The organism is Allobosea sp. LjRoot237 (assembly GCF_964253285.1).
Lineage (GTDB): Bacteria > Pseudomonadota > Alphaproteobacteria > Rhizobiales > Beijerinckiaceae > Allobosea.
Genome location: NZ_CAXUQP020000001.1, coordinates 2,539,355 through 2,566,071, shown reverse-complemented (window position 1 = coordinate 2,566,071; position 26,717 = coordinate 2,539,355). Strand labels below are relative to the sequence as shown.

The 26,717-nt window shown below is 65.7% G+C and carries 21 protein-coding genes; 10 read left to right on the top strand and 11 right to left on the bottom strand.

Annotation, left to right across the window (positions count from 1 at the left end; genetic code table 11):
* Positions 1–22 precede the first annotated feature (22 nt).
* The 3 genes from lipA (at position 23) to ACSQ24_RS12420 (ending at position 3,663) form a co-directional block, all read left to right on the top strand.
* Positions 23–1,021: a lipoyl synthase gene (gene lipA / locus ACSQ24_RS12430; protein WP_436094972.1), complete on the top strand. Its 999-nt coding sequence runs from the start codon at positions 23–25 to the stop codon at positions 1,019–1,021.
* Between the two features lie 13 nt (positions 1,022–1,034).
* Positions 1,035–1,505, top strand: coding sequence for a type II toxin-antitoxin system RatA family toxin (locus ACSQ24_RS12425; RefSeq protein WP_436094971.1), 471 nt, complete (start codon positions 1,035–1,037; stop codon positions 1,503–1,505).
* A 97-nt stretch (positions 1,506–1,602) separates the two neighbouring features.
* Positions 1,603–3,663: a fused MFS/spermidine synthase gene (locus tag ACSQ24_RS12420; RefSeq protein ID WP_436094970.1), complete on the top strand. Its 2,061-nt coding sequence runs from the start codon at positions 1,603–1,605 to the stop codon at positions 3,661–3,663.
* Between the two features lie 6 nt (positions 3,664–3,669).
* Here the strand turns inward: ACSQ24_RS12420 and ACSQ24_RS12415 are convergent, their stop codons facing one another.
* Positions 3,670–4,167 carry a CinA family protein gene (locus tag ACSQ24_RS12415; RefSeq protein WP_436094969.1) on the bottom strand — a complete coding sequence of 166 codons (498 nt, stop codon included), beginning with the start codon at positions 4,165–4,167 and terminating at the stop codon, positions 3,670–3,672.
* A 4-nt stretch (positions 4,168–4,171) separates the two neighbouring features.
* Complete coding sequence (locus tag ACSQ24_RS12410) at positions 4,172–5,365, bottom strand: bifunctional 2-C-methyl-D-erythritol 4-phosphate cytidylyltransferase/2-C-methyl-D-erythritol 2,4-cyclodiphosphate synthase (protein ID WP_436094968.1); 1,194 nt, start codon at positions 5,363–5,365, stop codon at positions 4,172–4,174.
* Between the two features lie 183 nt (positions 5,366–5,548).
* Between ACSQ24_RS12410 and dusB the strand changes: the two genes are divergently transcribed.
* The 7 genes from dusB (at position 5,549) to hflX (ending at position 14,926) form a co-directional block, all read left to right on the top strand.
* The gene (dusB, locus tag ACSQ24_RS12405; protein WP_436094967.1) at positions 5,549–6,571 is read left to right on the top strand and encodes a tRNA dihydrouridine synthase DusB; all 1,023 of its coding nucleotides are present in this window, start codon (positions 5,549–5,551) and stop codon (positions 6,569–6,571) included.
* A gap of 107 nt (positions 6,572–6,678) precedes the next feature.
* The gene (locus ACSQ24_RS12400) at positions 6,679–7,731 is read left to right on the top strand and encodes a two-component system sensor histidine kinase NtrB (RefSeq protein ID WP_436097881.1); all 1,053 of its coding nucleotides are present in this window, start codon (positions 6,679–6,681) and stop codon (positions 7,729–7,731) included.
* A 25-nt stretch (positions 7,732–7,756) separates the two neighbouring features.
* Positions 7,757–9,208, top strand: a complete 1,452-nt coding sequence (gene ntrC / locus ACSQ24_RS12395; protein ID WP_436094966.1) for a nitrogen regulation protein NR(I) — start codon at positions 7,757–7,759, stop codon at positions 9,206–9,208.
* A 258-nt stretch (positions 9,209–9,466) separates the two neighbouring features.
* Complete coding sequence (locus tag ACSQ24_RS12390; protein ID WP_436094965.1) at positions 9,467–11,716, top strand: ATP-binding protein; 2,250 nt, start codon at positions 9,467–9,469, stop codon at positions 11,714–11,716.
* Positions 11,713–13,080 (top strand): nitrogen assimilation response regulator NtrX, encoded by a 1,368-nt coding sequence (ntrX, locus tag ACSQ24_RS12385; RefSeq protein WP_436094964.1) that lies wholly within the window; start codon positions 11,713–11,715, stop codon positions 13,078–13,080. The genes ACSQ24_RS12390 and ntrX overlap by 4 nt, the downstream gene beginning before the upstream one ends.
* A gap of 196 nt (positions 13,081–13,276) precedes the next feature.
* Complete coding sequence (gene hfq, locus ACSQ24_RS12380) at positions 13,277–13,525, top strand: RNA chaperone Hfq (protein ID WP_069880868.1); 249 nt, start codon at positions 13,277–13,279, stop codon at positions 13,523–13,525.
* 3 nt (positions 13,526–13,528) lie between these two features.
* Complete coding sequence (hflX, locus tag ACSQ24_RS12375; RefSeq protein WP_436094963.1) at positions 13,529–14,926, top strand: GTPase HflX; 1,398 nt, start codon at positions 13,529–13,531, stop codon at positions 14,924–14,926.
* A 51-nt stretch (positions 14,927–14,977) separates the two neighbouring features.
* Here hflX and ACSQ24_RS12370 read toward each other — a convergent pair whose 3' ends face one another.
* From ACSQ24_RS12370 to ACSQ24_RS12330, 9 genes are all read right to left on the bottom strand, one after another.
* Entirely contained in the window at positions 14,978–16,600 is a 1,623-nt protein-coding gene (locus tag ACSQ24_RS12370) for a phytoene desaturase family protein (RefSeq protein WP_436097880.1), read from the bottom strand.
* Between the two features lie 55 nt (positions 16,601–16,655).
* Positions 16,656–16,985 (bottom strand): heat shock protein HspQ, encoded by a 330-nt coding sequence (gene hspQ / locus ACSQ24_RS12365; RefSeq protein ID WP_436094962.1) that lies wholly within the window; start codon positions 16,983–16,985, stop codon positions 16,656–16,658.
* Between the two features lie 120 nt (positions 16,986–17,105).
* Entirely contained in the window at positions 17,106–18,155 is a 1,050-nt protein-coding gene (locus ACSQ24_RS12360) for an HpcH/HpaI aldolase/citrate lyase family protein (protein WP_436094961.1), read from the bottom strand.
* A gap of 127 nt (positions 18,156–18,282) precedes the next feature.
* A complete protein-coding gene (locus tag ACSQ24_RS12355; RefSeq protein ID WP_436094960.1) occupies positions 18,283–19,404 on the bottom strand; it encodes a DUF2865 domain-containing protein in 1,122 nt (373 codons plus the stop codon).
* Positions 19,405–19,584: 180 nt separating this feature from the next.
* Entirely contained in the window at positions 19,585–22,731 is a 3,147-nt protein-coding gene (locus tag ACSQ24_RS12350; protein ID WP_436094959.1) for an efflux RND transporter permease subunit, read from the bottom strand.
* The gene (locus tag ACSQ24_RS12345) at positions 22,731–23,783 is read right to left on the bottom strand and encodes an efflux RND transporter periplasmic adaptor subunit (RefSeq protein WP_436094958.1); all 1,053 of its coding nucleotides are present in this window, start codon (positions 23,781–23,783) and stop codon (positions 22,731–22,733) included. The genes ACSQ24_RS12350 and ACSQ24_RS12345 overlap by 1 nt, the downstream gene beginning before the upstream one ends.
* Positions 23,784–24,211: 428 nt before the next feature.
* Entirely contained in the window at positions 24,212–24,622 is a 411-nt protein-coding gene (locus ACSQ24_RS12340; protein WP_436094957.1) for an MAPEG family protein, read from the bottom strand.
* 23 nt (positions 24,623–24,645) lie between these two features.
* The gene (gene guaB / locus ACSQ24_RS12335; RefSeq protein WP_436094956.1) at positions 24,646–26,139 is read right to left on the bottom strand and encodes an IMP dehydrogenase; all 1,494 of its coding nucleotides are present in this window, start codon (positions 26,137–26,139) and stop codon (positions 24,646–24,648) included.
* 179 nt (positions 26,140–26,318) lie between these two features.
* A complete protein-coding gene (locus tag ACSQ24_RS12330; protein ID WP_436094955.1) occupies positions 26,319–26,663 on the bottom strand; it encodes a hypothetical protein in 345 nt (114 codons plus the stop codon).
* Between the last annotated feature and the right edge of the window lie 54 nt (positions 26,664–26,717).

Here is a 26,717-nt window from a genome sequence, read left to right as displayed (position 1 = left end):
AGCGCCAGTAACGGACCCATCCATGGCCGTCGTGCTCGATCTTCTCAACCGCGATCCGCGCCCCAATGCCGGCAACCCGAAATCCGAGGTGAAGCCGGAGTTGCGCCATCCGGAAAAGCAGAAGCGGCCGGAGAATCCGATCCTGCGCAAGCCGGACTGGATCCGGGTCAAGGCCCCCGGCTCGCCGAAATGGGCCGAGACCCAGAAGATCGTGAAGGCGGAGAAGCTCGTCACCGTCTGCGAGGAGGCTGGCTGCCCCAATATCGGTGAGTGCTGGGAGAAGAAGCACGCCACCTTCATGATCATGGGCGACACCTGCACGCGCGCCTGTGCCTTCTGCAACGTCAAGACCGGCGTGCCTGAGGCGCTCGACGCCCAGGAGCCGCGCAAGGTCGCCGACGCCGTCGCCAAGCTCGGCCTCGAGCATGTCGTCATCACCTCGGTCGATCGTGACGACCTCAAGGATGGCGGCGCCGAGCATTTCGCGCAGGTCATCCGCGCTATCCGCAAGGCTTCGCCTGGCACGACCATCGAGATCCTGACGCCCGACTTCCTGCGCAAACCCGGCGCGCTCGAAATCGTCGTCGCGGCCAAGCCCGACGTCTTCAATCACAATCTCGAGACAGTGCCCGGCAAGTACCTGACCGTGCGGCCCGGAGCCCGCTACTTCCACTCGCTCCGGCTGCTGCAGCAGGTGAAGGAGCTCGACCCGACCATCTTCACCAAGTCCGGCATCATGGTCGGCCTGGGCGAGGAGCGGAACGAAGTCCTGCAGTTGATGGACGACCTGCGTTCGGCCGATGTCGATTTCATCACCATCGGCCAGTACCTGGCGCCCTCGCGCAAGCATCATCCGGTCGTGCGTTTCGTCACGCCGGACGAATTCAAGAGCTTCGAGACCATCGCTTATGTGAAGCGCTTCCTGATGGTGTCGTCGACGCCGCTGACGCGCTCCTCGCACCATGCCGGCGAGGATTTCGCCCGGCTGAAAGCGGCGCGCGCAGCCAAGCTCGGCGACTGACCGGCACCGCATCATGCCGATGTTCAATAGCACCCGCCGGGTGAAGCACTCGCCCGCACAGATGTACGCGCTGGTGGCGGATGTCGAAAAATACCCGCAGTTCCTGCCGCTTTGCGAAGGGCTGACGGTGCGTCGGCGCACGCCGCGCGAGGGTGGCGGCGAGGTGGTACTGGCTGACATGACCGTCGGCTACAAGGCGATCCGCGAGACCTTCACCAGCCGCGTCACGCTGGACCCGACGAATTTGAAGATCCTGGTCGAATATGTCGACGGGCCGTTCCGCTACCTGGAGAACCGCTGGAACTTCAAGCCGCACGATAAGGGCTGCGAAATCGGTTTCTTCATCTCCTACGAGTTCGCCAGCCGAATGCTCGGCCTGCTGATGGGCGCGATGTTCGATAAGGCCTTCCACAAGTTCGCCGAGGCCTTCGAGAAGCGCGCCGATGCAATCTATGGGCGAAACAGCCCGGCCACGCTCACCTAGTTTTAAGTTGTCTGCCTCACGCTTTCCCTGTTCCGGCTAGGGGGAAGATGTGGAAGCTCCAATATCGCAGGCGCGTGCCGGTACAGAGGTGCGCCGAGTGAGCGCAGTGCTGCCCGTTTACGCCGGCACGATCTTTCTCTCCGCCTTCCTGCTCTTCGGCATCCAGCCGATGTTCGCCAAGATGGTGCTGCCGAAGCTGGGTGGTTCACCAGCTGTCTGGTCGACGGCAATGGTGTTCTTCCAGGCTCTGCTGCTGGCGGGATACGCCTATGCTCATTGGCTTGTGAGCCGTTTCAGCGTACGGCGCGCGGCCTTGATCCATATCGCGCTGATGGTGGTCGTCCTTCTGACGTCCTTGCCGATCAGCATCGCCGCAGGTTTCGAGCGGCCGCCACAGCAGGGCGAAATCGCCTGGCTGCTCGCTCTGTTCGCAGCCTCTGTCGGACTGCCTTTCTTCGCGGTTGCGGCCAATGGCCCCCTGCTTCAGGCCTGGTTCGCACGGACCGGTCATGAGTACGCCCGCGACCCTTATTTCCTCTATGCTGCCTCCAATATCGGCAGCTTCCTGGCGCTGCTGGCCTATCCCTTGGCCGTCGAGCCTTTCCTAAGGCTCCCGACCCAGACCACTGTCTGGGCCGCGGGCTTTGCGCTGCTCCTCGCCGGAATCGCCGGTTGTGCAGGGCTGGGGGTGGGGCGCAGCGACGCGGCCACGGCTCCCCAACCGCTGACAGCCGAGCCGGTCGCCGCTTCGCGCAAGCTGCACTGGCTCCTCCTCGCCTTCGTGCCGTCGGGATTGTTGGTCGCGGTGACCGCGCACATCTCGACCGATGTCGCCGCCGTGCCGTTACTCTGGGTCGCGCCGCTCTCGCTTTTCCTGCTAACCTTCGTCATCGTCTTCCAGCGCAAGCCATTGCTGCGGCATGGCTGGATGCTCAATCTGCAACTTCCCTTGCTTCTGCTCTATGCGATCACGATCGCATTCGACCTGCATCTGAGCTGGGAGCTCCAACTGCTGCTTCATCTCGGGATCCTGTTCGTGACTGCCATGGTAGCGCACGGCGAACTGGCGCAGTTGCGGCCTTCTGCGGCAGGTCTGACGGCGTTCTATCTCTGGATGTCGCTTGGCGGCGTGCTGGGCGGCATGTTCTCGGCGCTGCTTGCGCCACTGCTGTTCAACTCGGTGGTCGAATACCCGTTGCTGATCGTCGCCGGCGTGCTCTGTCGCCCCAGCATCAGCGGCATCAGATTGCCGCGTGCGGGAACGATCGTGCTTGCGTCGGTGGCGTTCGTTGGCGCTGGCAGCATCGTCGTCCGCGAGGCAGCGCGAACCGATTCCGTGCGTTCATTCTTCGGGATCCACCGGATCATCGAGACCAAGGATGGTCGCTTTCGCCTGCTTGGGCACGGCAGTACGATCCATGGCGCGCAAAGGTTGCGTCATGACGATGGTACGCCGGCATCAGGACGGCCCGAGCCGCAGACCTACTATCATCGGGGCGACGGTATGGCTGACGGCATCGAGTCCCTGCGCCAAGCGCATGCTGGCCGGCTGGGAGCAGTTGCTGTCATCGGCACGGGAGCCGGCACGCTCGCCTGCTGGAAGCAGTCAGGAGAAGACTGGATCTTCTACGAGATCGATCCGGCTGTGCTCCGCATCGCCACGGATCCGGAGCGCTTCAATTTCTTCAGCTCCTGCGCGCCGGATACACGCTTCGTTGTCGGTGATGCCCGGCTCACCTTGGCGGATGCCCGCGACGGCTCTCTCGACCTGATCATCCTCGACGCCTTCTCATCAGATGCCATTCCCGTGCATTTGCTGACGAGCGAGGCCCTGGCGCTCTATACGCGCAAGCTGACGCCCAACGGCGCCCTGCTGTTCAATATCTCCAATCGCAACATGGAGCTGGGATCGGTCGTTACCGCGACCGCCGGCGGATTGGGCCTGTCGACCTGGCTCAACACACCGATCCGGACGGCCGAACGCATGAAGGGGATGAGGACACCACCCGATATCGCGATGGTGGCCCGTCCTGGCGTCGATCCAGGCACGCTCGTCACGGCCGGATGGCGCGCGCAGCGAGGCGTGAGCGCTGTCCGGCCATGGAGTGACGACTATGCCGATATCGTCGGCGCCATCTGGCGCAAACTGGCAAGGTGATGGCTTCTAGCCTTGGGCCAATGCTGCCTCACGCAGCAGATCGAGCGCTTCCAGGACGCTGAGCCGACGGATCTCGTCGCGCCCCTGTGCCCCGAAGCGCTTCTCGCGATGCAGCGTCGTCGCGCCAGTGGCGCAGGCGAAATGCACCAATCCGACCGGCTTGGCCTCGCTGCCGCCATCCGGCCCTGCGATACCGGTGATCGCGATGGCGAGCCGCGACGACAGCCGTTCCCGGCCGCCCTCCGCCATCGCGCGCGAGACCGGTTCGCTCACCGCGCCATGCTCGCGGATCAGCTCGGCGGGGACACCGGCCAGAACCGTCTTGGCCTCGTTGGAGTAGGTGACGAGGCCGCCAAGCACCATGCTGGATGAGCCCGAGATCGCGGTCAGAGCACCTACGACGAGGCCGCCCGTGCAGGACTCGACCGTCGCGACGGTGATGCCACGCTCGCGTGAGATGTTCAGGAGTTCGGCGGCGAGCGAACGGATGTCGAGGTCGAACATGGCGTCACTCCGGCTCTGGAAGGCGGATGGTCGCGGTGGCGAGCGCGGCGAGGCCTTCGCCACGGCCAGTGAAGCCGAGGCGTTCCGAGGTCGTCGCCTTGACGCCGACCTGGTCGAGGCGCAAGCCTGCGATCTCAGCGATCTGGGCGCGGATCGCATCGCGATGCGGGCCGACCTTAGGCCCCTCGCAGACGATGGTCAGGTCGAGATGGTCGATGCGGCCGCCGCGCTGCCGGACCCGTTCGGCCGCGAAGGCGAGGAAACGGTCTGAGGAGGCGCCGCGCCATCGCGGATCGCTCGGCGGGAAATGGCTGCCGATATCGCCATCGGCCAAGGCCCCCAATACCGCGTCGGTGAGCGCATGCAGGCCGACATCCCCATCGGAATGGGCCGTGACGCCGCGGCTATGCGGGATCCGAACGCCGCCGAGCCAGACATGGTCACCATCGGCGAAGGCATGAACGTCATAGCCCGTACCCGTGCGCGTCACGAGTGACCTGGCGATGCGCTGTTCAGCCAGCGCGAAGTCGCCCGGGTGGGTCAGCTTCTGGTTCATCGGATCTCCAGCGAAGGTCGCGACCCGGTGGCCGGCCCATTCCATGATGGCGGAATCGTCGGTGAAACCGCTGGCTCCGGCGCCGTGAGCGGCCCGGTGCGCTGCGAGCAGAGGCTGGAAGGCGAAGGCCTGCGGCGTTTGCACCGAGACGAGTTGCTCGCGCGGCAGGGTCTCCTCAATCAAGCCTGCGGGATCCACGCGCTTGATGGTGTCGGTCACGGTGAGCGCGGGGACCGCGGCGGCATGGTGGGCGCCGGTCTCCAGTGCCCGCTCGATGAGCGCAGCTGAGACGAAGGGGCGGGCCGCATCATGCACGAGCACATTGCCTGCGAAGCCGCTGGCGGCGAGTGCCTCCAATCCCGCGCGGACCGAATCCTGGCGAGTCTCGCCGCCGTTGACCGCCGGGGCGAGCCGGGTCTGGGCACTCTCCGGAAGTTGGCCGATCGCATCGTCATACCGTGGCCGGTCGCCAACACCGATCACCACGAGCACGATGTCGATCCGTCTCTCGGCCAGGAAGGGGGCGAGCGTACGGCAGAGAACCGGCATGCCACCAAGTCGTCGATACTGTTTCGGAGCGTCCGCACCAGCGCGCAGGCCGCGGCCGGCGGCGACGATCAGGGCTGCGACGGCGGACGTCATCGATCCTCTAGGCTCCATGAATTGGGCCTCGCTGATAGGACGGCGCGGCTCTGTCGCCAAGCCACCACAGGAGCCATGACGGTACTCACGCGAGCCATCGCGCTCGCACCATGTCGATATTGCAACGCAATATGCTGCGAAATTCTCTTGCGCGGCGCAGCATTTGTCTAATAAATCGGCAAAATGATAACTGCCTCAAATTCGGGCGAGCGCGAGATTCCGATCGGTGGATTGTTTCCGGCCTCGCGCGCCTTCCTGGCGCCGATGTCGGGCGTGACCGATCTGGCGATGCGCCGCATCGCCGCGCGCTTCGGCGCCGGCCTCGTCGTTTCGGAAATGGTGGCCTCCGACGAACTCGTCCGCGGCAGCGAAGAGGCGCGGCTGCGGGCCGAAGGCGCGGGGGTGACGCCGCACGTCGTCCAGCTCGCCGGCTGCGAGGCGCGCTGGCTGGCCGAGGCTGCTCAGGTCGCGGAAGCGTCCGGCGCTGATATTGTCGACATCAATATGGGCTGCCCGGCCAAGCGGGTGGTCGGCGGCTGGGCCGGCTCGGCGCTGATGCGTGATCTCGATCACGCAATCGGCCTGGTCGAAGCGGTCGTGGCGGCGGTGAAGGTGCCGGTCACGGTGAAGATGCGACTCGGCTGGGACGATACCAGCCGCAACGCGCCTGAACTGGCGCGCCGCGCCGCGATGGCCGGAGCGGCTGCGATCACCGTCCATGGCCGCACGCGTCAGCAGTTCTACAAGGGCCAGGCCAATTGGGCAGCGATCCGCCCGGTGCGGGCGGCAGGCACGTTCCCGCTGATCGCCAATGGCGACATCGCGACGCCGGCCCATGCCCGCAGCTGCCTGGAGCAATCGAAAGCGGATTACGTCATGGTGGGGCGCGCTGCGCTCGGCCGGCCCTGGCTGCCTGGCGCGATAGGGGCCGCACTCGCCGGCCGCGAGCCGGCGAATATCCCGCTCGCCGTCAAACATGATGTCGCCCGCGAGCACTACGAGGGTCTGCTATCATTGATGGGACGCGAGAGCGGCGTCCGTCATGCCCGCAAGCACCTGGCCGCCTATGCCGACGAGGCGCTTGCCTGCGGACTGGAGCCGGACGAGGGCGCCCGACGCGAGTTGCTGACGACGAGCGAGCCTACGCGCGCCATTGCGGCTTTAGGGCAACTGTTTTCCACCGACCCTCTCGGCGCTGCCGCCTGACCCAGGAAGTCCTGCTTATGACGATGGCGATGTTCAACGACGGTGCGGAGGGGCAGCACGATCCCTTGTATGATCTTCTTGAAGTCCAAGCGCTCAACGTCCTGCCCATGCCCGTCCTGGTCATCGGGGAAGGGCACGGCATCCTTTACGCCAACACCGCCGCCGAGGACTTCTTTCAGGCCAGCGCCCTCGTGCTGAAGCGCCAGCGCCTCGACGATCTCGTCGCTTTCGGCTCGCCGGTGCTTGGGTTGGTCGAGGAAGTCCAGCGGCGCGGTGCCAGTGTCAGCGAGTACCGGCTCGAGCTGGCCTCGCCGCGGCTCGGCGTTGACCGTGTGGTCGACGTTTTTGCCTCGCTGCTGCCCAGCCAGCCCGGTGCGGTGGTACTTCTGCTGCAAGAACGGACAATTGCTGAAAAAATGGACAGGCAGCTGACGCATCGGGGGGCAGCCCGCTCGATCACGGCGCTGGGCGCGATGCTGGCGCATGAGATCAAGAACCCGCTCTCCGGCATCCGCGGCGCGGCGCAACTGCTCGAATCCTCGGTCCAGGACGACGATCGCCTGCTGACGCAGCTGATCTGTGACGAAGCCGACCGGATCGTGAAGCTGGTCGAGCGGGTCGAGCTGTTCGGCGACGAGCGTCCGAGCGAACGTGGGCCGGTCAACGTCCATGACGTGCTCGACCATGTGAAGCGGCTGGCTCAGTCCGGCTTCGCCCGGCACATCCGTTTCAGCGAGGTCTATGACCCGTCGCTGCCGCCGGTCGCCGGCAATCGCGACCAGCTGGTCCAGGTTCTGCTCAACCTGGTCAAGAACGCGGCCGAAGCGATTGGCAATGACGCGATCGATGGCGAGATCACGCTCACCACAGCCTATCGCCCCGGCATCCGCATGCAGGCACCCGGATCTAGCGCCCGACTCGCTTTGCCGCTCGAGATCGGTGTCCGCGACAACGGTCCGGGCGTGCCGCCCGACCTGCACCAGCATCTGTTCGATCCCTTCGTCACCACCAAGGCGCAGGGAAGTGGCCTTGGACTTGCACTTGTCGCCAAGGTGATCGGCGATCACGGCGGAATCGTCGAATGCGAATCCGCGCAGCGACGTACGACATTCCGAATTCGATTGCCCCTGCACGAGGCGAAGCCGCCTCAGGCTGGGTAAGAGGCGAGCAGGACATAGGAACCGCATGCCGACGGGTAACATTCTCATCGCCGACGACGACGCCGCGATCCGCACCGTCCTCAACCAGGCACTCGCCCGCGCCGGCTACGAGGTGCGCACCACGGGGCAGGCGGCGACCCTCTGGACCTGGGCCGCGCAAGGTCTTGGCGATCTCATCATCACCGACGTGGTGATGCCGGACGGCAACGCCTTCGACCTCCTGCCGCGCATCAAGCGGGTCCGGCCCGAGCTGCCGATCATCGTGATGAGTGCGCAGAACACCTTCATGACCGCGATCAAGGCCTCCGAGCGCGGCGCCTACGAATACCTGCCGAAGCCCTTCGACCTGAAGGAGCTCGTCGCCATCGTCGGGCGCGCGCTGTCGCGTCCGCGCGGCGACGTGCCACGCAGCCAGGCTGCCGAGCCCGAGGACATCCCGCTGGTCGGTCGCTCGCCAGCGATGCAGGACGTCTATCGTGCCCTGGCGCGGCTGATGCCGATCGACCTGACGGTGATGATCAATGGCGAGTCGGGCACCGGCAAGGAGCTGGTCGCCCGCGCTCTCCACGACTATGGCAAGCGCCGCAACGGACCTTTCGTTGCCATCAACATGGCGGCGATCCCAAAGGATTTGATCGAGTCGGAGCTGTTCGGTCACGAGAAGGGGGCCTTCACCGGCGCACTGACCCGTTCCTCCGGCCGCTTCGAGCAGGCCGAGGGCGGCACGCTCTTCCTCGACGAAATCGGCGACATGCCGATGGAGGCGCAGACGAGACTGCTGCGCGTGCTCCAGCAAGGTGAGTACACCACGGTCGGCGGACGCACCCCGATCAAGACCAATGTTCGCATCGTCGCCGCGACCAACAAGGACCTGCGCATCTCGATCGCGCATGGCCTGTTCCGCGAAGACCTGTTCTTCCGTCTCAACGTCGTCCCGATCCGGCTGCCGCCGCTGCGCGAACGTGTCGAGGATATCCCCGACCTCGTCCGCCATTTCTTCGCGCTGGTCGAGAAGGAGGGGCTGGCGCGCAAGCAGATCGATTCGGAAGCGATGGATGTGCTGCGGCGTTACCGCTGGCCCGGCAATGTCCGCGAGCTCGAGAATCTGGTGCGGCGTCTGGCCGCGCTTTATCCGCAGGACACGATCACAGGCCCCATTATCGAGGCTGAGTTGCAGCCGGCGACCGGGGGCCCGATACAGATCGGGAGCAGCAGCGCGCCGGAGCGGGCAGAAACCCTTTCCGGCTCGGTCGAGCGTCACCTCAACCAGTATTTCGGCGGCTTCGGCGACCAGATCCCCCCGCCGGGGCTTTATCATCGCATCCTGCGCGAGGTCGAGCCGCCGCTGATCGCAGCCGCCCTGGCGGCAACGCGCGGCAACCAGATTCGCGCCGCCGAACTGCTGGGACTTAATCGCAACACCTTGCGCAAGAAGATCCGCGAGCTCGACATGCAGGTGGTGCGCTCGCCCCGTTGACAGGGCCGGGTCCGAGCAGGTTGGTTCAACCTGCTCGGAGAATCCGTCTCACTTTGAGTTGGAAACCGTTTTTCCGATCGGCTTGCAGCGCAAGCTGATCGGAACGGGTTCCGGGCACTGTGGCTGCCTTGCATCTGTCATATTTTGACAACACCGTTGCGGCGGCGCATCAGTGCGCCGTGCAGCGACTTCCATGATGGGAGCCGCAGGCGACGGAGCTTCGACATCGTCTTGACGGCCTCGACCGGCGACATGCGCATGACACCTCGAACCGAAGACCCGCCCCGGCGGGTTTCGGGCTGGCTCGGCGCGCTCGTTGTCGGCTTCGCGCTCGTCTCCGCGCTGACGACTTTCCTCGTGCTTTCGGGTGCGACGCCGGTCGTGCCGGTCCACGAGGTCGTGGTCGGCGTCTTCATCATCAACGGCCTGCTGATCCTGTTGCTGCTGATCATCGTCGCCTTCGAGGCGGCGGTGCTGATCCGCGCGAGGCGCAAGGGCGTGGCGGCAGCCGGTCTGCACGTGCGGATCGTCAGTCTGTTCAGCATCGTCGCGGCACTGCCGGCTGTACTCGTCGCCGTGATCGCGACCGCAACACTGGAGCGCGGCCTCGAGCCCTGGTTCTCGGACCGGATGCGCGACGTGATCTTCAAATCCGTCGAAGTCGCCGACGCCTACACCACTGGACAGTGCCGCTCGCTCGGCCGCGAGATCAGACTGCTCTCGGACGATCTGGGACGAGCGAAAACGGCTTACGATGCCGACCGCCGTTGGTACGAGAGCTTCGTGACGGCGCGCGCCACGGCGCTCGGCCTTCCGGTCGTCTGGATCATGAAGCCGCCGGATACCATCCTCGTCCGGGCCAATATCGATGTACTGCGGGACGCCAGCAAACCGAATGCCGATGCCTTCGAGGATGCCCAGAGCTCGCCGGAGCCGATCTGTGTGCTGCCGTCGGCGGGCCGGGTTTTCGGCGCTCTGATGAAGCTGCCGAGCTATGACGGCGCCTTCCTCTATGTCGCCCGCGAAGTCGATCCGCTCGCGGTCGAGTTCCCGGCGGTGGCTCGCGGTGCTGCGGTCGAATACCTCGGCATCGACGCCCGGCGCAAGGGCGTGCAGATCGCCTTTGCCTCGATGTACGCGCTGATCTCCGTGATCCTGCTGCTCTCGGCGATCTGGCTCGGTCTCAACTTCGCCAATGGCCTTGTCGCGCCGATCCGGCGGATGATCCACGCCACCGATCAGGTCTCCAGCGGCAACTTCTATGTCCAGGTGCCGATAAGGCGAGCGGAAGGCGATCTGGCCCATCTTGGCGAGACCTTCAACAAGATGACGGCCGAGCTCCGCCGTCAGCGCGATGGTCTCGTCACCGCAAGCGAGGTGATCGACCGGCGCCGCCGTTTCACCGAGACCGTCCTCTCCGGCGTCTCCTCCGGCGTTCTCGGCATTGACGAGGACGGACACATCACCATCAGCAACCGCTCGTCCGAGACCCTGCTCGGCGCCGGCGGGCGTCTGCTCGGCGAGCCCGTGACACGGGTTGCTCCGGAAATCGCTGCGTTCGTGTCCGAAGCGCTGGCCGGGCGGCAGCGCCTGAGCTCCAGCCAGGCGGCGATCACGCGCGGCGGTCGCGAGCGGCTGGTCAACATCCGGGCCACACGCGAAGGCGAGGGCGCCGGTGCCGGCCTGGTTGTGACGCTCGACGACATCACCGACCTCGTCTCGGCGCAGCGTACTGCCGCCTGGGCCGATGTGGCGCGCCGCATCGCCCACGAGATCAAGAACCCGCTGACGCCAATCCAGCTCTCGGCCGAGCGTATCCGCCGCAAGTTCGGCCGGGTCATCGTCGACGACAAGGAGATCTTCGACCAGTGCACCGCCACCATCGTGCGGCAGGTCGAGGACATTCGCCGCATGGTCGACGAGTTCTCGTCCTTTGCGCGGATGCCCAAGCCGTCGCCGGCGCGAGACGACATCGTCGAGACGGTCCGGCAGGTCATTTTCCTGATGCGGGTGGGCAATCCCGAGATCGACATGTCCGACAACCTGCCCGACGCACCGGTCCTGGCGCATTTCGATCGGCGCCTGATCTCGCAGGCTCTGACCAACGTCATCAAGAACGCGACCGAGGCGGTCGAGGCCGTGCCGGCCGAGGAACGCGGCAAGGGTCGCATCGAGATCGGCTTCGAGCGGCTCCAAGACGGCCGGATCGTCATCGACATCCTCGATAACGGCAAAGGCCTGCCGGCCGATCAGCGCCAGAAGCTGCTCGAACCCTATATGACCACGCGCGACGGCGGCACCGGGCTCGGCCTCGCCATCGTCGGCAAGATTCTCGAAGACCATGGCGGCGGCATCGAGCTGCTCGACCGGCCAGACGGCGCTCGCGGCGCCAGGATCAGGCTCTGGTTCGTCGAGACCGGACCGCCACCGGCCGGCGAAGACAGACCAGAGACAGGCAATAGGACGGCGGATGACGCCACACGACAAGTGAACGGGACGAAGGCATGAGTGCTGATATTCTCGTCGTCGACGACGAGGTCGATATTCGCGAACTGGTAGCCGGCCTCCTGGAGGACGAAGGCTATCGTACGCGCAAAGCCGGCTCCGCCGACGAGGCACTGGCTGCGATCACGGCGCGGCGGCCCAACCTCGTCTTCCTCGATATCTGGCTGCAGGGTAGCCGGCTCGACGGATTGCAGGTGCTCCAGCTGATCAAGGAGAGCCACCCCGACCTGGCAGTGGTGATGATCTCCGGTCACGGCAACATCGAGACGGCAGTCTCGGCGATCAAGAGCGGCGCCTACGACTTCATCGAGAAGCCGTTCAAGGCCGATCGGCTGGTGCTGGTCGCCGAGCGAGCCCTGGAGGCTTCGCGCTTGCGACGCGAGGTGCGCGAGCTGAAGACCCGTTCGGTCCAGGCAAGCCGGATCGTCGGCCGCTCGACCGCGGTCAACCAGCTGCGCCAGACGCTGGAGCGCGTCGCGCCGACCAATGCGCGCGTGCTGATCACCGGCGAGCCGGGCTGCGGCAAGGAATTGACCGCGCGCACGCTGCACGAGGCATCGGCCCGCTCGTCCGGGCCCTTCGTCGTGATCAACGCGGCGACGATCACGCCCGAGACGATGGAAGAGGAGCTCTTCGGCGTCGAGGGCGGCGATGGGCGCTCGCGCCGCGTCGGCGCACTTGAGGAGGCCCATGGCGGCACGCTCTACATCGACGAGATCGGCGACATGCCGCGCGAGACGCAGAACCGCATCCTGCGCGTCCTGGTCGACCAGAATTTCCAGCGCGTCGGCGGCGCGACCCGGGTCCATGTCGACGTCCGCATCATCTCGTCGAGCAGCCGTGACCTCCTCAAGCTGATCGCCGACGGTCAGCTGCGCGAGGATCTGTATCATCGGCTCGGCGTGGTGCCGATCCGCGTGCCTGCTTTGTCGGAGCGCCGCGAGGACGTGCCCGAGCTGATCGAGTTCTTCATGGACCAGATCTCGGTCGGGGCCGGACTGCCGAAGCGCCGGATCGGCGGCGAAGCCATGGCCATCCTGCAATCGCATGAATGGCCGGGCAATGTTCGCGAATTGCGCAACAACGTCGAGCGATTGATGATTCTGACCAAGGGCGATCCCACGGCGGAGATCACGGTCGACATGCTGCCTGCCGAAGTCGGTGCCATGGTGCCGACCACACCGTCCGGCTCGGGCGGCGAGAAGCTGATGAGCCTGCCATTGCGCGATGCGCGCGAGATATTCGAGCGCGAGTATTTGATGGCGCAGATAGCCCGCTTCTCCGGGAACATCTCGCGCACCGCGGAATTCATCGGCATGGAGCGTTCAGCCCTTCACCGTAAGCTCAAATCGCTAGGGGTGGGCTGACACTCGACCGTTGTGTTGCACTGCACGCAGGGCGGCAGGCCGAATTTCGCGCCTCGCAACCCTTGCGCGTTCTCACCGGGTCACGATCTAATGAGGCGTCGGTGTCCCGAACGCCCGGCGATTGGCGCCGAAGCCTAACGGGACGATCTGGATCGCATGCGCAAGCCGATTGCGATCCCAACAACAGGGGCTACCCATGGCCGCAGAGCGGGCCCAAAACCTTCAGGACACGTTTCTCAATCATGTCCGCAAGCAGAAGATTCCCCTCACCATCTTTCTCGTGAACGGCGTCAAATTGCAGGGCGTCGTCACCTGGTTCGATAATTTCTGCGTGCTGCTGCGCCGGGATGGACATTCCCAGCTCGTCTACAAGCACGCGATCTCGACCATCATGCCAGGCCACCCGGTGCAGCTGTTCGAGCCCGAGGAAACGGACAAGGCCTGAGCCGTGGCCGGCAAGGCTGGGGCTGACAACGGCGGCTCGATCGGGATTTCGATCGACGCCGCCGAGCATGCACTCGCAGCCAACACCCGCGCCGTCGTGGTCGGTCCCTATCTGGCGCGTCATGCCGCCAGTCGGGGCAGTGCGGCCGACGAGAACCAGCGCAGCCACGCAGCGCGGCTGGATGAGGCGTTCGGGCTGGCCAGCGCCATCGATCTCCAGATCGTCGAGGCGATCCCGGTTGTGCTCAGCGCGCTCCGGCCCGCGACCTATCTTGGCAAGGGCAAGGTCGAGGAACTGGCGGAACGCGTCAAGATCGAGGAGATCGGCCTCGTCGTGATGGATTGCGCCTTGTCGCCGGTCCAGCAGCGCAATCTTGAGAAAACCTTTGGTTGCAAAGTCATCGACCGCACCGGGCTGATCCTCGAGATCTTCGGCCGGCGTGCCCGCACGCGCGAGGGCGCGCTGCAGGTCGAGCTCGCCCATCTCAATTACCAGAAGAGCCGCCTGGTGCGGTCATGGACCCACCTGGAGCGTCAGCGTGGCGGCTTCGGCTTCCTTGGTGGCCCGGGCGAGACCCAGATCGAGGCCGACCGGCGCATCATCCAGGAGCGGATGAGCAAGATCGAGCGCGAGCTCGAGAGCGTAAAGCGCACGCGCTCGCTGCATCGCGCCAGCCGCAAACGCGTGCCTTATCCGGTGGTTGCGCTGGTCGGCTACACCAATGCCGGCAAGTCGACGCTGTTCAACCGGCTGACTTCGGCCGAGGTCCTGGCGCAGGACATGCTCTTCGCCACGCTCGACCCTACGGCGCGGGCAATAAAACTGCCGCATGGCGCCAGGATCATGCTGTCCGATACTGTCGGTTTCATCTCAGACTTGCCGACGCAGCTCGTCGCTGCCTTCCGCGCCACGCTCGAGGATGCGATCGAGGCCGACGTACTGCTGCATGTCCGCGACGTCTCGCACGAGGACACTCAGGCCCAGGCGGCCGATGTCCAGGGCATCCTGCGCGATCTCGGCATCGATCCTGATGATGGCGACCGCGTCATCGAAGTCTGGAACAAGGCCGACCTGCTCTCGGGCGAGGAGCGTGAGCGCCAGGGGGCACTCGCTACGCTCAAGCCGGGAGCTTCACGCCCTGTGCTGGTCTCAGCCCTGACAGGCGAGGGGATGGGCCCGCTGACCGATGCGATCGAGCAACGCATCGCGCGAACCCGGCCGGTCTACCGGCTCACCTTGCCGCCGGGCGATGGCAAGTCGCTGGCCTGGCTGCACGCCAATGGCGAAATCCTCGACCGCGAGGATGCGGAGGACGGTGCGCTGGCACTGCTGGTGCGGCTGCCGCCCGAGCGGGAAGGGGCCTTTACCGCACGTTTCCCGCAGGCTGAGCGCAGCGGGTAGCATCGGTTTCGAACGGATAGGGTTGCGGCGGTCCGTGATTGATCGCTTCGGTTACGCTCGCAACGACCGCAGCCCGAAGCGCCGAGGCTGCAGATCGGTGAGCACGGAGCGGGCTGCGTTATGGCCCGGCGCGCCGGTGACGCCCCCGCCCGGATGGGCACCGGAGCCGCAGAGGTAAAGGCCCGGCACCGGCATGCGATAATCGGCGTGGCCGAGCACCGGGCGGGCGCTGAAGAGCTGGTCAAGCGTCAGGCGACCGTGGAAGATGTCGCCACCGATCAGCCCGAAACGCTCCTCCAGATCGCTCGGCGTCAAAGCCAGCCGACCGATGACGGACGCGCGGAAGCCAGGAGCGTAGCGGTCCACGGTCTCGACCATCAAATCGGCCACCGTGTCGCGATGTTCGTCCCAGCTCTCGCCGTCCGGCAGGCTTGGCGCAACATGCTGGCAGAACAGGCTCGCGACATGCCGACCGGACGGGGCGAGGCTGTCGTCGAGCGTCGACGGGATCAGCATCTCGACGATCGGCTCGCTCGACCAGCCTGACAGCCGCGCCTGTGCATGGGCGCGGTCCATATAGCCGAGCGACGGCGCAATGATGATGCCTGCGGTGAGATGGTCGCCCGGTTCCGGCAGGCAGGCAAAGCGCGGCAGCTCCGACAGCGCCAGATTCATCCGGAATGTACCCGAGCCCGAGGCATAGCGGCGGATGCGCTCGCCGAAATCGGTCGAGACGATCGCCGGGTCGACGAGCCGCTCGAACAGCAGGCGCGGATGCAGGTTCGACACCACGGCGCGCGACCGCACCACCTCGCCCTGCTCGGTCACCGCGCCGGCGGCGCGGCCTTTCTCGGTCAATACCTGCGCGACCGGCGTCTCCAAACGGATATCGACGCCCTGTTCAGCGCAAGCCCGGGCCATCGCCTGCGTGATCGCGCCCATGCCACCGAGCGCGTGGCCCCAGGCGCCGCTCTTGCCGTTGACCTCCCCGAAGACGTGATGCAGCAGCACATAGGCAGAGCCCGGCGTATAGGGGCTGGCATAATTGCCCACGACGCTGTCGAAGCCGAACAGGGCCTTGATCGGGTCGCTTTCGAACCAGCCGTCGAGCCAGTCGCCCGCCGACTTGGCGAAGAGGTCGAGCAGGTCGCGCCGGCCGGCCTGGTCGAGCCCCGCGACGCGTCGCCCAAGTGCAGCCGCTTCCAGCATCTGCGGCAAGGCGGCAAGCCAGCCGCCTTCGCCGAGATTGGGCGGCGCCTGCAGCACGAGGTCGCGCAGCATGGCGGCGACCCGCTCCAGCCGCTCGCCATAGGCCTGGAGCCGTTCGGCATCGTGAACCGAGAACTTTGCCACCTCCGCTTCCGTGCGCCCCTCGCCGGCGGCGAGGTAGCGCCCGTCCGGCAGCGGCATGAAGTTCGCCATCCGCCGCTCGACGATCCTGAGCCCATGCCGTGCCAGCTCCATCTGCTCGATGATGCGCGGGTTGAGCAGGCTGACCGTGTAGCTCGCGGTGGAATTGCGGAAGCCGGGGTGGAACTCCTCGGTGACGGCTGCACCGCCAACCACGGCGCGCCGCTCCAGCACGGTGACCTTCAGCCCGGCCTTGGCGAGGTAGAAGGCGCAGACGAGCCCGTTGTGGCCGCCGCCGAGAATGACGATGTCGGCATGGCCGATGCTCACGAATCCGTCCCTTCGTCAGCACAAAGCCCAATTACCAGAGGGTTGAAGCTCAGTTCAGCTCGGATCGGTCGAGCCGGTATTTGCCCTTGCGGTCGCGCCGAAAATGTTCGCGCGCCTGCGGGTGCCGGATCGGTTGACCGGACTCGTCGATCACGAGATTTTGTTCGGAGACATACGCGACGTACTCGGTCTCCTCGTTCTCCGCGAAGAGATGGTAGAAGGGCTGGTCCTTGGACGGACGCAGATGCTCGGGGATCGCCAACCACCATTCATCCGAATTCGAGAACACCGGATCGACGTCGAAGATCACCCCGCGGAACGGATAGACGCGATGGCGCACCACGTCGCCGATGCGGAATTTCGCAGTGCGTGATTCCATGTCCTCGTTCAGTCCCAGGCCGGCCCGTCACTGCCGGTATCGTCGCCGCGTGCAGCGCTTGACCTAGGATTACGTCGCAAATGCGTCAATATCCCGGGATGTCGCGGCAAGAAATCTGCTTCAGAATCCGTAGCGCACTGCCAATGCCGGATCGCGAGCCGCCACCTGCCGCGCCAGGTCGACGATGACCTTGGCCTGCTTCCAGGTCGCATCGTCCTGCATTTTGCCGTCGATCATCACAGCGCCCGAGCCATCCGGCATCGCCGCCAGGATACGCACAGCAAAGGCGACCTCATCAGGATCGGGGCTGAACACGCGCTTGGCGATCTCGATCTGCGAGGGGTGGAGCGTCCAGGCGCCGGCGCAGCCGAGCAGGAAGGCGTTGCGGAACTGCGCCTCGCAGGCGGCCCCATCAGAGAAATCGCCGAAAGGCCCGTAGAAGGGCTTTAAGCCCGCCGAGGCGCAGGCGTCGACCATCTTCGCGAGGGTGTAATGCCAAAGATCCTGCTGCGCGACGGCACGCAAGCCGCCATCCGGAGCCGGATCGGCGATCACCTTGTATTCCGGGTGGCCGCCGCCGACACGCGTCGTCTTCATCGCGCGCGAGGCGGCGAGATCGGCCGGCCCAAGACTCATGCCGTGCATGCGAGGGGAGGCGGTCGCGATCGCGTCGACATTTTTCACGCCCTCGGCGGTCTCCAGAATGGCGTGGATCAGCACCGGCTTGGGCAGGGCGTGCCGCGCCTCGTATTGCGCCAGCAGCTGGTCGACATAGTGGATGTCCCAGGGCCCCTCGACCTTGGGCACCATGACGACGTCGAGCTTGCCGCCGATCTCGCCCATGATCGCGGCCATGTCGTCGAGAAACCAGGGCGAGTTCAGCGCATTGACCCGCGTCCACAAGCCGGTCGCGCCGAAATCGGTCGCCTTGGCCAGTTCGATGAAGCCGTCGCGTGCCGCCTGCTTCGCCTCGACCGGGATCGCGTCCTCGAGATTGCCGAGCACGATATCGACCTGACCGGCGAGTTCGGGAACCTTGGCGCGCACCTTTTCCAGATGAGGCGGCACGAAATGGATCATCCGCTCCAGCCGTAGCGGCAGCTCGCGATAAGGCTCGGGCGCGCCGATCGCCAGCGGACGGTAGAACTGGCGCGGCGTCTTCGTCGTCATGCTCGGCTCCATGCTGCAATGCAGCGAATGTGCCGGAAGGCCATCCGGTCGTCCATCGATCTTTCGGCGGATCTTAGGCGGATTGTCCTAGGAACAAAAACCCAGGACAATCATCCCAAAAAGTAGCTCAATTCCGCGCGAACGGTGTCTGCAGGACCACGCGCGGCGTATTTACGATGGCGTCGCGTGGAGCGAGCACACCGCGCAGGCCGAGCGCGTCGCTGGCATAGTTGTCGTCGTGCAGGCTGGCCTCGCGCACCCGCATCTGCCGGCGCAAGGCACGTACCTGCGCTTCAGCGTGCGAGATGCCGACCTTCGTATCGATCTGTCGGCGGTCGCTGGCGGTCAGCTCGGGCGAGCCGCGGAAGTCGCGGAAATCCGCCGCAGTATAGGGCCACTTGCCGGAGCCGGTGAAGGTACGAACCCGCCCGTCGAGCACGATGCTGTCGCCTGGCCGCAAGGTGAAGTCGCGCAGCAGCGAGACACGGCGATCATTCGCGGTTGCGATCGCCGGCCGGCAAGCCGCATCGGCGCCGCGCTCATAGGCATAGGCCATCGGCAGCGCGCGATAGGTCTTGCCGTCGCGCGCCACCGCATCGTCGATGGTCGCAGCACCGGCTGCGACCTTGAAGACCTTGACCGGTACGCCCGGATTGGCAGCTTGGCAGAGCGCCTCGTGCGCCCTGTAGTCGGACTGGCTGCGCAAATGGCCAATCGGCGCGTGGAAGCCGTCGCAGAGGCGCACGCAGAGAGTTCGCGTCACGTCGGCCGCGCCAGACACCGTGTCGTAGCGGATGGCCGGTGGCTTCTGCTTCTGCTGCGCCTGCTTCTGCTGCGCCTGCCTCGGCGCGGCCTGGACCGGCTTGAATGGGTTCAAGTCGACCGGCGGTGGGCTGAGGCGTCCTTCCGGGCGCGCCTGGAAGAACGGCACGGACCAGGTCTGGCGGGCCGGAGCATAGGCCGACACCGGAACGGAAGCATAAGTCGCCCGTTGCGGTGCGCGCTCTGTCCGGCGGGCAGCTTCCTCGCGATGGAAGGCGCGAATGCCGGCATCATCCTCGGCCTGAACCAGGGAGACGGTCAGAACCGTGCCACATGCGCCGAGCGCAAGCCCGAAGCCGGCCATGGCCGCGAGGCGCAGGCCGCTGCTGCGGCCGCGCGAAACGGGGTTCACTATCGTCGAGGAGCTGGAACCGGTCGGCAGGACAGGATCGGAACCCAGATAGTCGACATTACGGACACGAAGCACCGCGATTACTCCATCGCTCGCTAGTTCATTGTCCGCCGCTTTATGGGCTTAGTTTACTTTTCGTTAAGACTCAACGGCCAGCCGGCCGCTGTCACCGCAAAGCCGGCGTCATCGTTAATACGCGGATCGCCGTGAGATGGGCTGCCGGTCCTGAGGAAAGCGGCAGCCGGACGTGCAGGGTCAATCCTGCTGGCGGTGGACCGCCTGCGGGATCGCGACCGGCACTGCGCCTGGAAGCGCCGCTGCCTCCTCCCGCTCGCCACGGCCGCGGCCGGAAAGCCAGCTGTCGACCTTGTCGAGATAGAAGTAGACGACAGGCGTGATGTAGAGCGTCAGCAACTGCGAAACGATGAGGCCGCCGACCACGGCGATGCCGAGCGGCTGGCGCAGTTCCGCGCCGGCTCCGGCGCCGAGCGCGATCGGTAGCACGCCGAAGATCGCGGCGAAGCTCGTCATCATGATCGGCCGAAAGCGGACGAGCGCCGCATCGCGGATCGCGGTCAGCGCGTCATCGCCCATCTTGCGGCGCTCGATCGCGAAGTCGACCATCATGATCGCGTTCTTCTTGACGATGCCGACCAGCATCAGGATGCCGATGATCGCGATCACCGACAGGTCCATGTGGAAGTACTGCAGGGCGAGCAGGGCGCCGAGACCGGCCGAGGGCAGGCCGGACAGGATCGTGATCGGGTGGATGAAGCTCTCGTAGAGAATCCCGAGGATGATGTAGATCACCAGGATCGCGGCGAAGATCAGCAGGCCCTGGCCCTTCAGCGCATCCTGGAAGAGCTGGGCCGAGCCGGCGAAGCTGGTGACGATCGAGGCCGGCAGGTTGACCTCGCGTTCGGCCGCACGGATCGCGTTGACCGCGTCGCCGAGCGAGATGCCCGGTGCGGTGTTGAACGAGATCGTCACCGCCGGCTGCTGCGAGATCCGGTTGACGGCAAGCGGCCCGACGCTCGGCTTGATCGTTGCGACCGTTTCCAGCGGCACGTTCAGGCCATTGGCCGCCTTCAGCAGCAGGCGCGACAGCACCGCCGGGTCCTGCTGGTAGGCGCGCTCGGCCTCCATGATCACCTGGTAGTCGGTCGCCGGCGTGAAGATCGTCGCGATCTGGCGCGAGCCGAAGGCATTGCCGAGCGCCTGGCGGATCTGGTCGCTGGAGATGCCGAGGCTGGCGGCGCGCTCGCGGTCGATCTCGATCGAGAGCTGGGGATTGCGCAGCTGGAGGTCGATATTGGCGTCGCGCAGTTGCGGCAGCTGCGCCAGGCGCTGCTGCATCAGCGGCGCGTAGTTGAAGAGAGCGCCAAGATCGGGCCCCTGCAACGAATAGAGGTACTGCGCCCGCGAGGAGCGGCCGGCGTTGAGATTGATGTTCTGGACCTGCTGGAAGACCGCGGTGATGCCCGGCACCTCCGAGACCGCCCGGCGCAGGCGGGCGATCACCACATCGGCCTTGTCGCGCTGATCCTTCGGCTTCAGCGCGATGAACATGAAGCCGTTATTGGTGGCGTTGAAGCCGCCGATGTTCGAGGTCAGGTAGTCGATCGCCGGATCGGCCTTGACGATCTCCGCGACGCGCATCTGGCGCGCCGCCATCGCCTCGAACGAGGTGTCCGGCGGCCCCTCGGTCGCGCCGCGCAACAGGCCGGTATCCTCGGTCGGGAAGAAGCCCTTGGGCACGTCGATATAGAGCTGGACCGAGACGTAGACCGTGCCCAGCGTCACCAGCAGCATCAGGAAGCGCGCCTTGAGCACGGCGTCGAGCGTCCAGCGATAGGCGCTCAGCATGCCCTGGAAACCGGCCTCGAACACGCGTTCGACAATGTTCGGCTTCTTGTGATGATCGTGCGCCTTGAGGAAGCGGGCGCAGAGCATCGGCGTCAGCGTCAGCGAGACGAAGCCGGAGACGATGATCGCCGCCGCGATCGTGCCGGCGAATTCGGCGAAGACCTTGCCGACTACCCCGCCCATGAAGAAGACGGGGATGAAGACCGCGACCAGCGAGATGGTGATCGACAGGATGGTGAAGCCGATCTCGCGCGAGCCGTCGAGCGCCGCCTGGAACGGCTTCTTGCCCATCTCGATGTGCCGGATGATGTTCTCCAGCATGACGATGGCGTCGTCGACGACGAAGCCGACCGCGAGCGTCAGCGCCAGCAGCGAGATGTTGTCGAGCGAATAGCCCAGCGCGTGCATGATCGCGAAGGTGCCGACCAGCGAGATCGGCAGCGCCAGCGTCGGGATCACCGTCGCGGCGAAACTCTTCAGGAACAGGAAGATCACCATGACCACGAGGGCGATCGCGATCATCAGCGAGACCTCGACATCCTCGACCGCCTCGCGGATCGGGATCGAACGGTCGTTGAGCACGACAAGGTCGATCGCGGCCGGCAGTTGCGCACGATAAGCGTCGAGCCGGCTCTTGATGCTGTCGACGACCTGGACGGTGTTGGCGTCCGACTGGCGATAGACCGCCAGCATGATCGAGCGCTGGCCGTTGAACCAGCTGCCGGTCTGGTCGTTCTCGACCGAATCGAGGATCTGCGCCACGTCATTGAGGCGGATCGGCACGCCGTTCTTCTGCGAGATGATCAGGTTGCCATATTCGTTGGCGCGTTCCATCTGGCCGGTGGCGCCCAGCACCATGCGTTGGTTGGTGCCGTTGAGCGTTCCGACGGGGGAGTTCGAGTTCGCGGCGGCGATGGCGCTGCGGACATCGCTCAAAGCGAGGCCGCGGGCGGAGACGGCGTCGGGGTTGACCCGCACCCTGACCGCATATTTCTGCGCGCCGAAGATGTTGACCTGGGCGACGCCGGGCAATTGCGAAATCTGCTGCTGCAGGATGTTCTCGCCGAACTCGTGGACCTCGTAGAGCGGCTTGGTCGCCGAGGTCAGCACCATGAACAGCACCGGCTGATCGGCCGGATTGACCTTCCTGAAGCTCGGCGGAGCCGGGAGCTCGGGCGGTAGCCGCCGGGTCGTGGCGCTGAGCGCCGCCTGCACATCGAGAGCGGCGCCGTCGATATTGCGGTTGAGGTCGAATTGCAGCGTGATCGAGGTCGAGCCCTGCTGCGAAACCGACGACATCGAGGTGATGCCGGAGATCGAGGCGAATTCGCGCTCGAGCGGCGCGGCGATCGAGGAGGCCATCGTCTCCGGGCTGGCGCCGGGCAGGCGAGCACTGACGTTGATGGTCGGGAAATCGACGCGGGGCAGGGCCGCGACCGGCAACTGTTTGAAGGCGAACAACCCGAAGATCAGGAACGTCGCCATCAGAAGGGTCGTCATGACCGGGCGACGGATGCAGGCCTCGGGCAGGTTCATCAGCCGGCGCTCCCTCGCTGGGAGGTCAGGTTGGGCGCCGGCGGGCTCTGGCCGCCGCGGCCGCGCTCGATCGTACGCGCACCATCGGTCAGGAGCAGCTGCCCGTCGATCACGACGGTCTCGCTGCCGGTCAGGCCCGACGCGATGACCACGCGGTCCTCGACATTGCGGGCGACCACGATCGGCCGAGCCCGAGCGGCGCCGTTGTCGATGACGAAGACATAGGAGCCGTTCTGCCCGGTCTGGACCGCCTCGCGCGGAACCGTGACGGCATCGGGCTCTGTCCTCAGCGTCAGCCGGACCTGGCAGAGTGCACCGGGCCAGAGCGCCTCATTGGGATTGTCGAAGCTGGCCCGGATCTGGATCGTGCCCGTCGTCGCGTCGACGGAGTTGTCGACCACCGCGATCGTGCCTTCGACGCTCTTGCCGGCGCCTTGCTGGGTCGCCTGGACGGCGGCCGTCTTTGCCTGCATCGCCTCGCGGATTTCCGGCAGATAGCGCTGCGCCACGGCGAAGCTGACATAGATCGGGTCGATCTGGTTGATCGTCGCCAAAGTGGCCGAACTGTCGCCGCTCTTGGCGATATTGCCTTCCTTCAGTGCGGCGACACCGACCCGCCCCGAGACCGGAGCGGTGATCGTGTAGTAGCTGAGCTGGACGCGCAGGCTGTCGACGGCAGCTTCCCCGCCCCGGATCGCAGCACGCAGCGTGCTCACTGCGGTGCGGGCATTGTCGAGGCGCTGGTCGGTGGCGATCTCACGCCGCGAGAGTTCCTCGGCCCGCCGCAGATCGGACTCGGCTGCAACGAGCGAGGCCTTGTCGCGTGCGACATTGGCCTCGGCCTGGCGCGACTGCGCCTCGAGCTGGCGCGAGTCCAGCCGGAACAGCACGTCACCCCTGTTCACGGTGGCGCCGTCGCGGAACTCGACCGCCATGATCTGGCTGTCGACGCGTGAGCGGATATTGACGGTGGAGATCGCCTGCACCGTGCCGATCGCATCGATCCGGACGGGCATCGGGCGGCGCTCGGCCTTGGCGGTGACGACGGTCACCGGCGGCCGGTTGGCCTGGCCCGGACGATTACCCCCGGCTGCGGGGGCGGAAGCTGTTGGAGTCGGCTTTGCCGGTGCCGGGAGCACCTTGCCGTAGGGAATCTGGTCTAGCGGCCATGGCACAGGGCGCCCGGTCACATGAAGAAGCGCGCCCGCGGCGAGAACACCCGCGGCCGAGAGCAGAGCCACACGCCCGAAAGTCAGCACCGCCATAGAAAGCCTTGCGCCACGGGGAGCACGACGCCGACCCTGCCGGACGGCTGCTTCCCAAACCATCCTCACCGCAAGTATTTAGCATGAAGAGGGTGTAGTTTGGACGCAAGTGTCGATTACGGTTTATCGGTCGCTGTAGCGAGGATGTGACAGAGCCGACAAATCGGCGGCGAGAACTCGCCGCCACACGTCTTGCGTGCGCGAAGAAAAAACGATCAGACGACGGCAATCACAATACCGAGCCACATGAAGAACAGGCATGCGACGCCGATCGCGAAGATGATCGCGCGTTGCCGCAGCCTGTTCGAGCCAGTGTGGATCAGTGTATGGACAATTCGGGTCGCGACATAAGCCCAAGCCAGCGCCGCCATGACATAGCCCGTCGCGCCGACGTGGATCGCGATCAAGGTCAGCACGAAGAACAGGAGCGGGGTTTCGAACTGATTACTGAAGTTGGCCGCTGCGAGCCGCGCCGGCTCCGGATAGCGTTCGGTCGAGATGGCGATATCGGCGAGCCCGACCTCGCGATTGGCGAATGCCTGCTTGCGGCGTCGGAACATGATGACGAGGACGACGAAGCTCCAGAGGATCTGGGCCAGCGCCGGATAGATCAGCTTGAGCGTCATGTCGGCCTCGCCTCAATCATTCATCAAGAGCGCGTCGGATAGTTCGGGCTCTCGCGAACGATCGTCACGTCGTGGACGTGGCTCTCGCGCAGGCCGGCGCTGGTGATGCGGATGAAGCGCGCCTTGTTGCGGTAGTCCTCGAGGTTGCGGCCGCCGACATAGCCCATCGCCGCGCGCAAGCCGCCGGCGAGCTGATGCAGCACATTCGAGACGGGCCCCTTGTAGGCGACCTGGCCCTCGATGCCCTCCGGCACCAGCTTCAGCGCGTCCTTGATGTCCTGCTGGAAGTAGCGGTCGGCCGAGCCACGCGCCATCGCACCGACCGAGCCCATGCCGCGATAGGCTTTGTAGGAGCGCCCCTGGTAGAGGAAGGTCTCGCCTGGGGTCTCGTCCGTACCGGCGAGCAACGAGCCGACCATGGCGCAGGCGGCGCCGGCGGCGAGCGCCTTGGCGAGGTCACCAGAATACTTGATGCCGCCATCGGCGATCACCGGGATGCCGGCCTTCTGCGCGGCGGAGGCGGCATCCATGACCGCGGTGAGCTGCGGCACGCCGACGCCGGCGACGATGCGGGTGGTGCAGATCGAACCCGGACCGATGCCGACCTTGATCGCGTCGGCACCAGCGTCGATCAAGGCCTGCGCTCCACCGGCGGTCGCGACGTTGCCGGCGATGACCTGGACGGCGTTGGAGAGCTTCTTCACCCGCGTCACGGCTTCCAGCACCTTGGCCGAGTGACCATGGGCGGTATCGACAACGATGATGTCGACGCCGGCATCAATCAGCAACTCCGAACGCTCGAAGCCCTGATCGCCGGTCGTGGTCGCGGCCGCGACGAGCAGCCGACCCCGCGCGTCCTTGGCGGCGTGCGGGTGGGTGACCTGCTTCTCCATGTCCTTGACGGTGATCAGCCCGATGCAGCGATAGTGATCATCGACCACCAGGAGCTTCTCGATCCGGAACTGGTGCAGCAGGCGCCGCGCCTCGTCCTGGCCCACGCCCTCGCGCACCGTGATCAACCGGTCCTTGGTCATCAGTTCCGAGACAGGTTGCTCGGGATTGGCAGCGAAGCGCACGTCGCGATTGGTCACGATGCCGACGAGCTTGCCGTTGTGACCCTGCGGGCCGCGCTCGACCACCGGAATGCCGGAAATCCCGTTGTTCTTCATCAGCGCCAACGCATCGGCCAGCGTCTCGTCCGGGTGGATGGTGATCGGATTGGCGATCATCCCGGATTCGAACTTCTTGACGAGGCGGACCTGCGCCGCCTGCTGATCGGGATCGAGGTTGCGATGCACGACGCCGAGGCCGCCGGCCTGTGCCATGGCGATCGCCATCTTGGCTTCAGTGACCGTGTCCATCGCCGAGGCGATGATCGGCAGGTTGAGCGAGATCGTCTTGGTCAGCTTGGTCGAGATGTCGACATCGCTCGGCATCACCTCGGATGGACCGGGCTCGAGCAGCACATCGTCGAAGGTGAAACCGTCGCGAATGAGACCGTCAGTGATCGTCGCCATCGTCAACTCCGGGGCCGGTACGGCCGGCACTGAAAAGGGGCAGGGCGGATATGCCCTAAGCCGAGTTGACGAGGCCCGATATCACGCGTGCGACGCGGCCGCTAGGGGCGCTGCAACAAAAACTGCCGAGGCGGCCGCGGCACGGGGCCGCGACCGTCGGAATTGCGAGAGATGCTGGCTTACTGCTGCTGGGATGGCCGGGCCTTGCCGGCCTGCTGCGCGACTGGGGCGGAGCCCTTCGGTTCAACGCCGAAGCAACCCATGCCCATCATCATGCCGCCTTTGGCATTGGCCATCTGTTGGCACATTTTCTGCCGGTCGCAGTTCATGGTCCTGAGGATGTCGCCGGAGCCGGGCGTGACCACGCGCACAGCGCAGCCTTCCTCCCAGCTGGTGGATTGGGCGAGCGTCGGCGCCTGACCGGCGCCAAAAAACGCAGCTCCCGCCAGTAGCGCGACCGCGGCGCCGTGACGGAGCGCGGTCGAAGCGAACGAGCGGACGTGGTGGTGCGTGGAGTTGGTCATGGAAACACCTTTTGCCCGCGGACCGGCCGCGTCGGCATATGCAAAATCATCACC

Coding starts and splice junctions, on each gene's coding strand:
- lipA (WP_436094972.1), top strand. CDS start 23: ATGGCCGTCGTGCTCGATCTTCTCAACCGCGATCCGCGCCCCAATGCC.
- ACSQ24_RS12425 (WP_436094971.1), top strand. CDS start 1,035: ATGCCGATGTTCAATAGCACCCGCCGGGTGAAGCACTCGCCCGCACAG.
- ACSQ24_RS12415 (WP_436094969.1), bottom strand. CDS start 4,167: ATGTTCGACCTCGACATCCGTTCGCTCGCCGCCGAACTCCTGAACATC.
- ACSQ24_RS12410 (WP_436094968.1), bottom strand. CDS start 5,365: ATGACGTCCGCCGTCGCAGCCCTGATCGTCGCCGCCGGCCGCGGCCTG.
- dusB (WP_436094967.1), top strand. CDS start 5,549: ATGATAACTGCCTCAAATTCGGGCGAGCGCGAGATTCCGATCGGTGGA.
- ACSQ24_RS12400 (WP_436097881.1), top strand. CDS start 6,679: ATGCCCGTCCTGGTCATCGGGGAAGGGCACGGCATCCTTTACGCCAAC.
- ntrC (WP_436094966.1), top strand. CDS start 7,757: ATGCCGACGGGTAACATTCTCATCGCCGACGACGACGCCGCGATCCGC.
- ACSQ24_RS12390 (WP_436094965.1), top strand. CDS start 9,467: ATGACACCTCGAACCGAAGACCCGCCCCGGCGGGTTTCGGGCTGGCTC.
- ntrX (WP_436094964.1), top strand. CDS start 11,713: ATGAGTGCTGATATTCTCGTCGTCGACGACGAGGTCGATATTCGCGAA.
- hfq (WP_069880868.1), top strand. CDS start 13,277: ATGGCCGCAGAGCGGGCCCAAAACCTTCAGGACACGTTTCTCAATCAT.
- hspQ (WP_436094962.1), bottom strand. CDS start 16,985: ATGGAATCACGCACTGCGAAATTCCGCATCGGCGACGTGGTGCGCCAT.
- ACSQ24_RS12360 (WP_436094961.1), bottom strand. CDS start 18,155: ATGACGACGAAGACGCCGCGCCAGTTCTACCGTCCGCTGGCGATCGGC.
- ACSQ24_RS12350 (WP_436094959.1), bottom strand. CDS start 22,731: ATGAACCTGCCCGAGGCCTGCATCCGTCGCCCGGTCATGACGACCCTT.
- ACSQ24_RS12340 (WP_436094957.1), bottom strand. CDS start 24,622: ATGACGCTCAAGCTGATCTATCCGGCGCTGGCCCAGATCCTCTGGAGC.
- guaB (WP_436094956.1), bottom strand. CDS start 26,139: ATGGCGACGATCACTGACGGTCTCATTCGCGACGGTTTCACCTTCGAC.
- ACSQ24_RS12330 (WP_436094955.1), bottom strand. CDS start 26,663: ATGACCAACTCCACGCACCACCACGTCCGCTCGTTCGCTTCGACCGCG.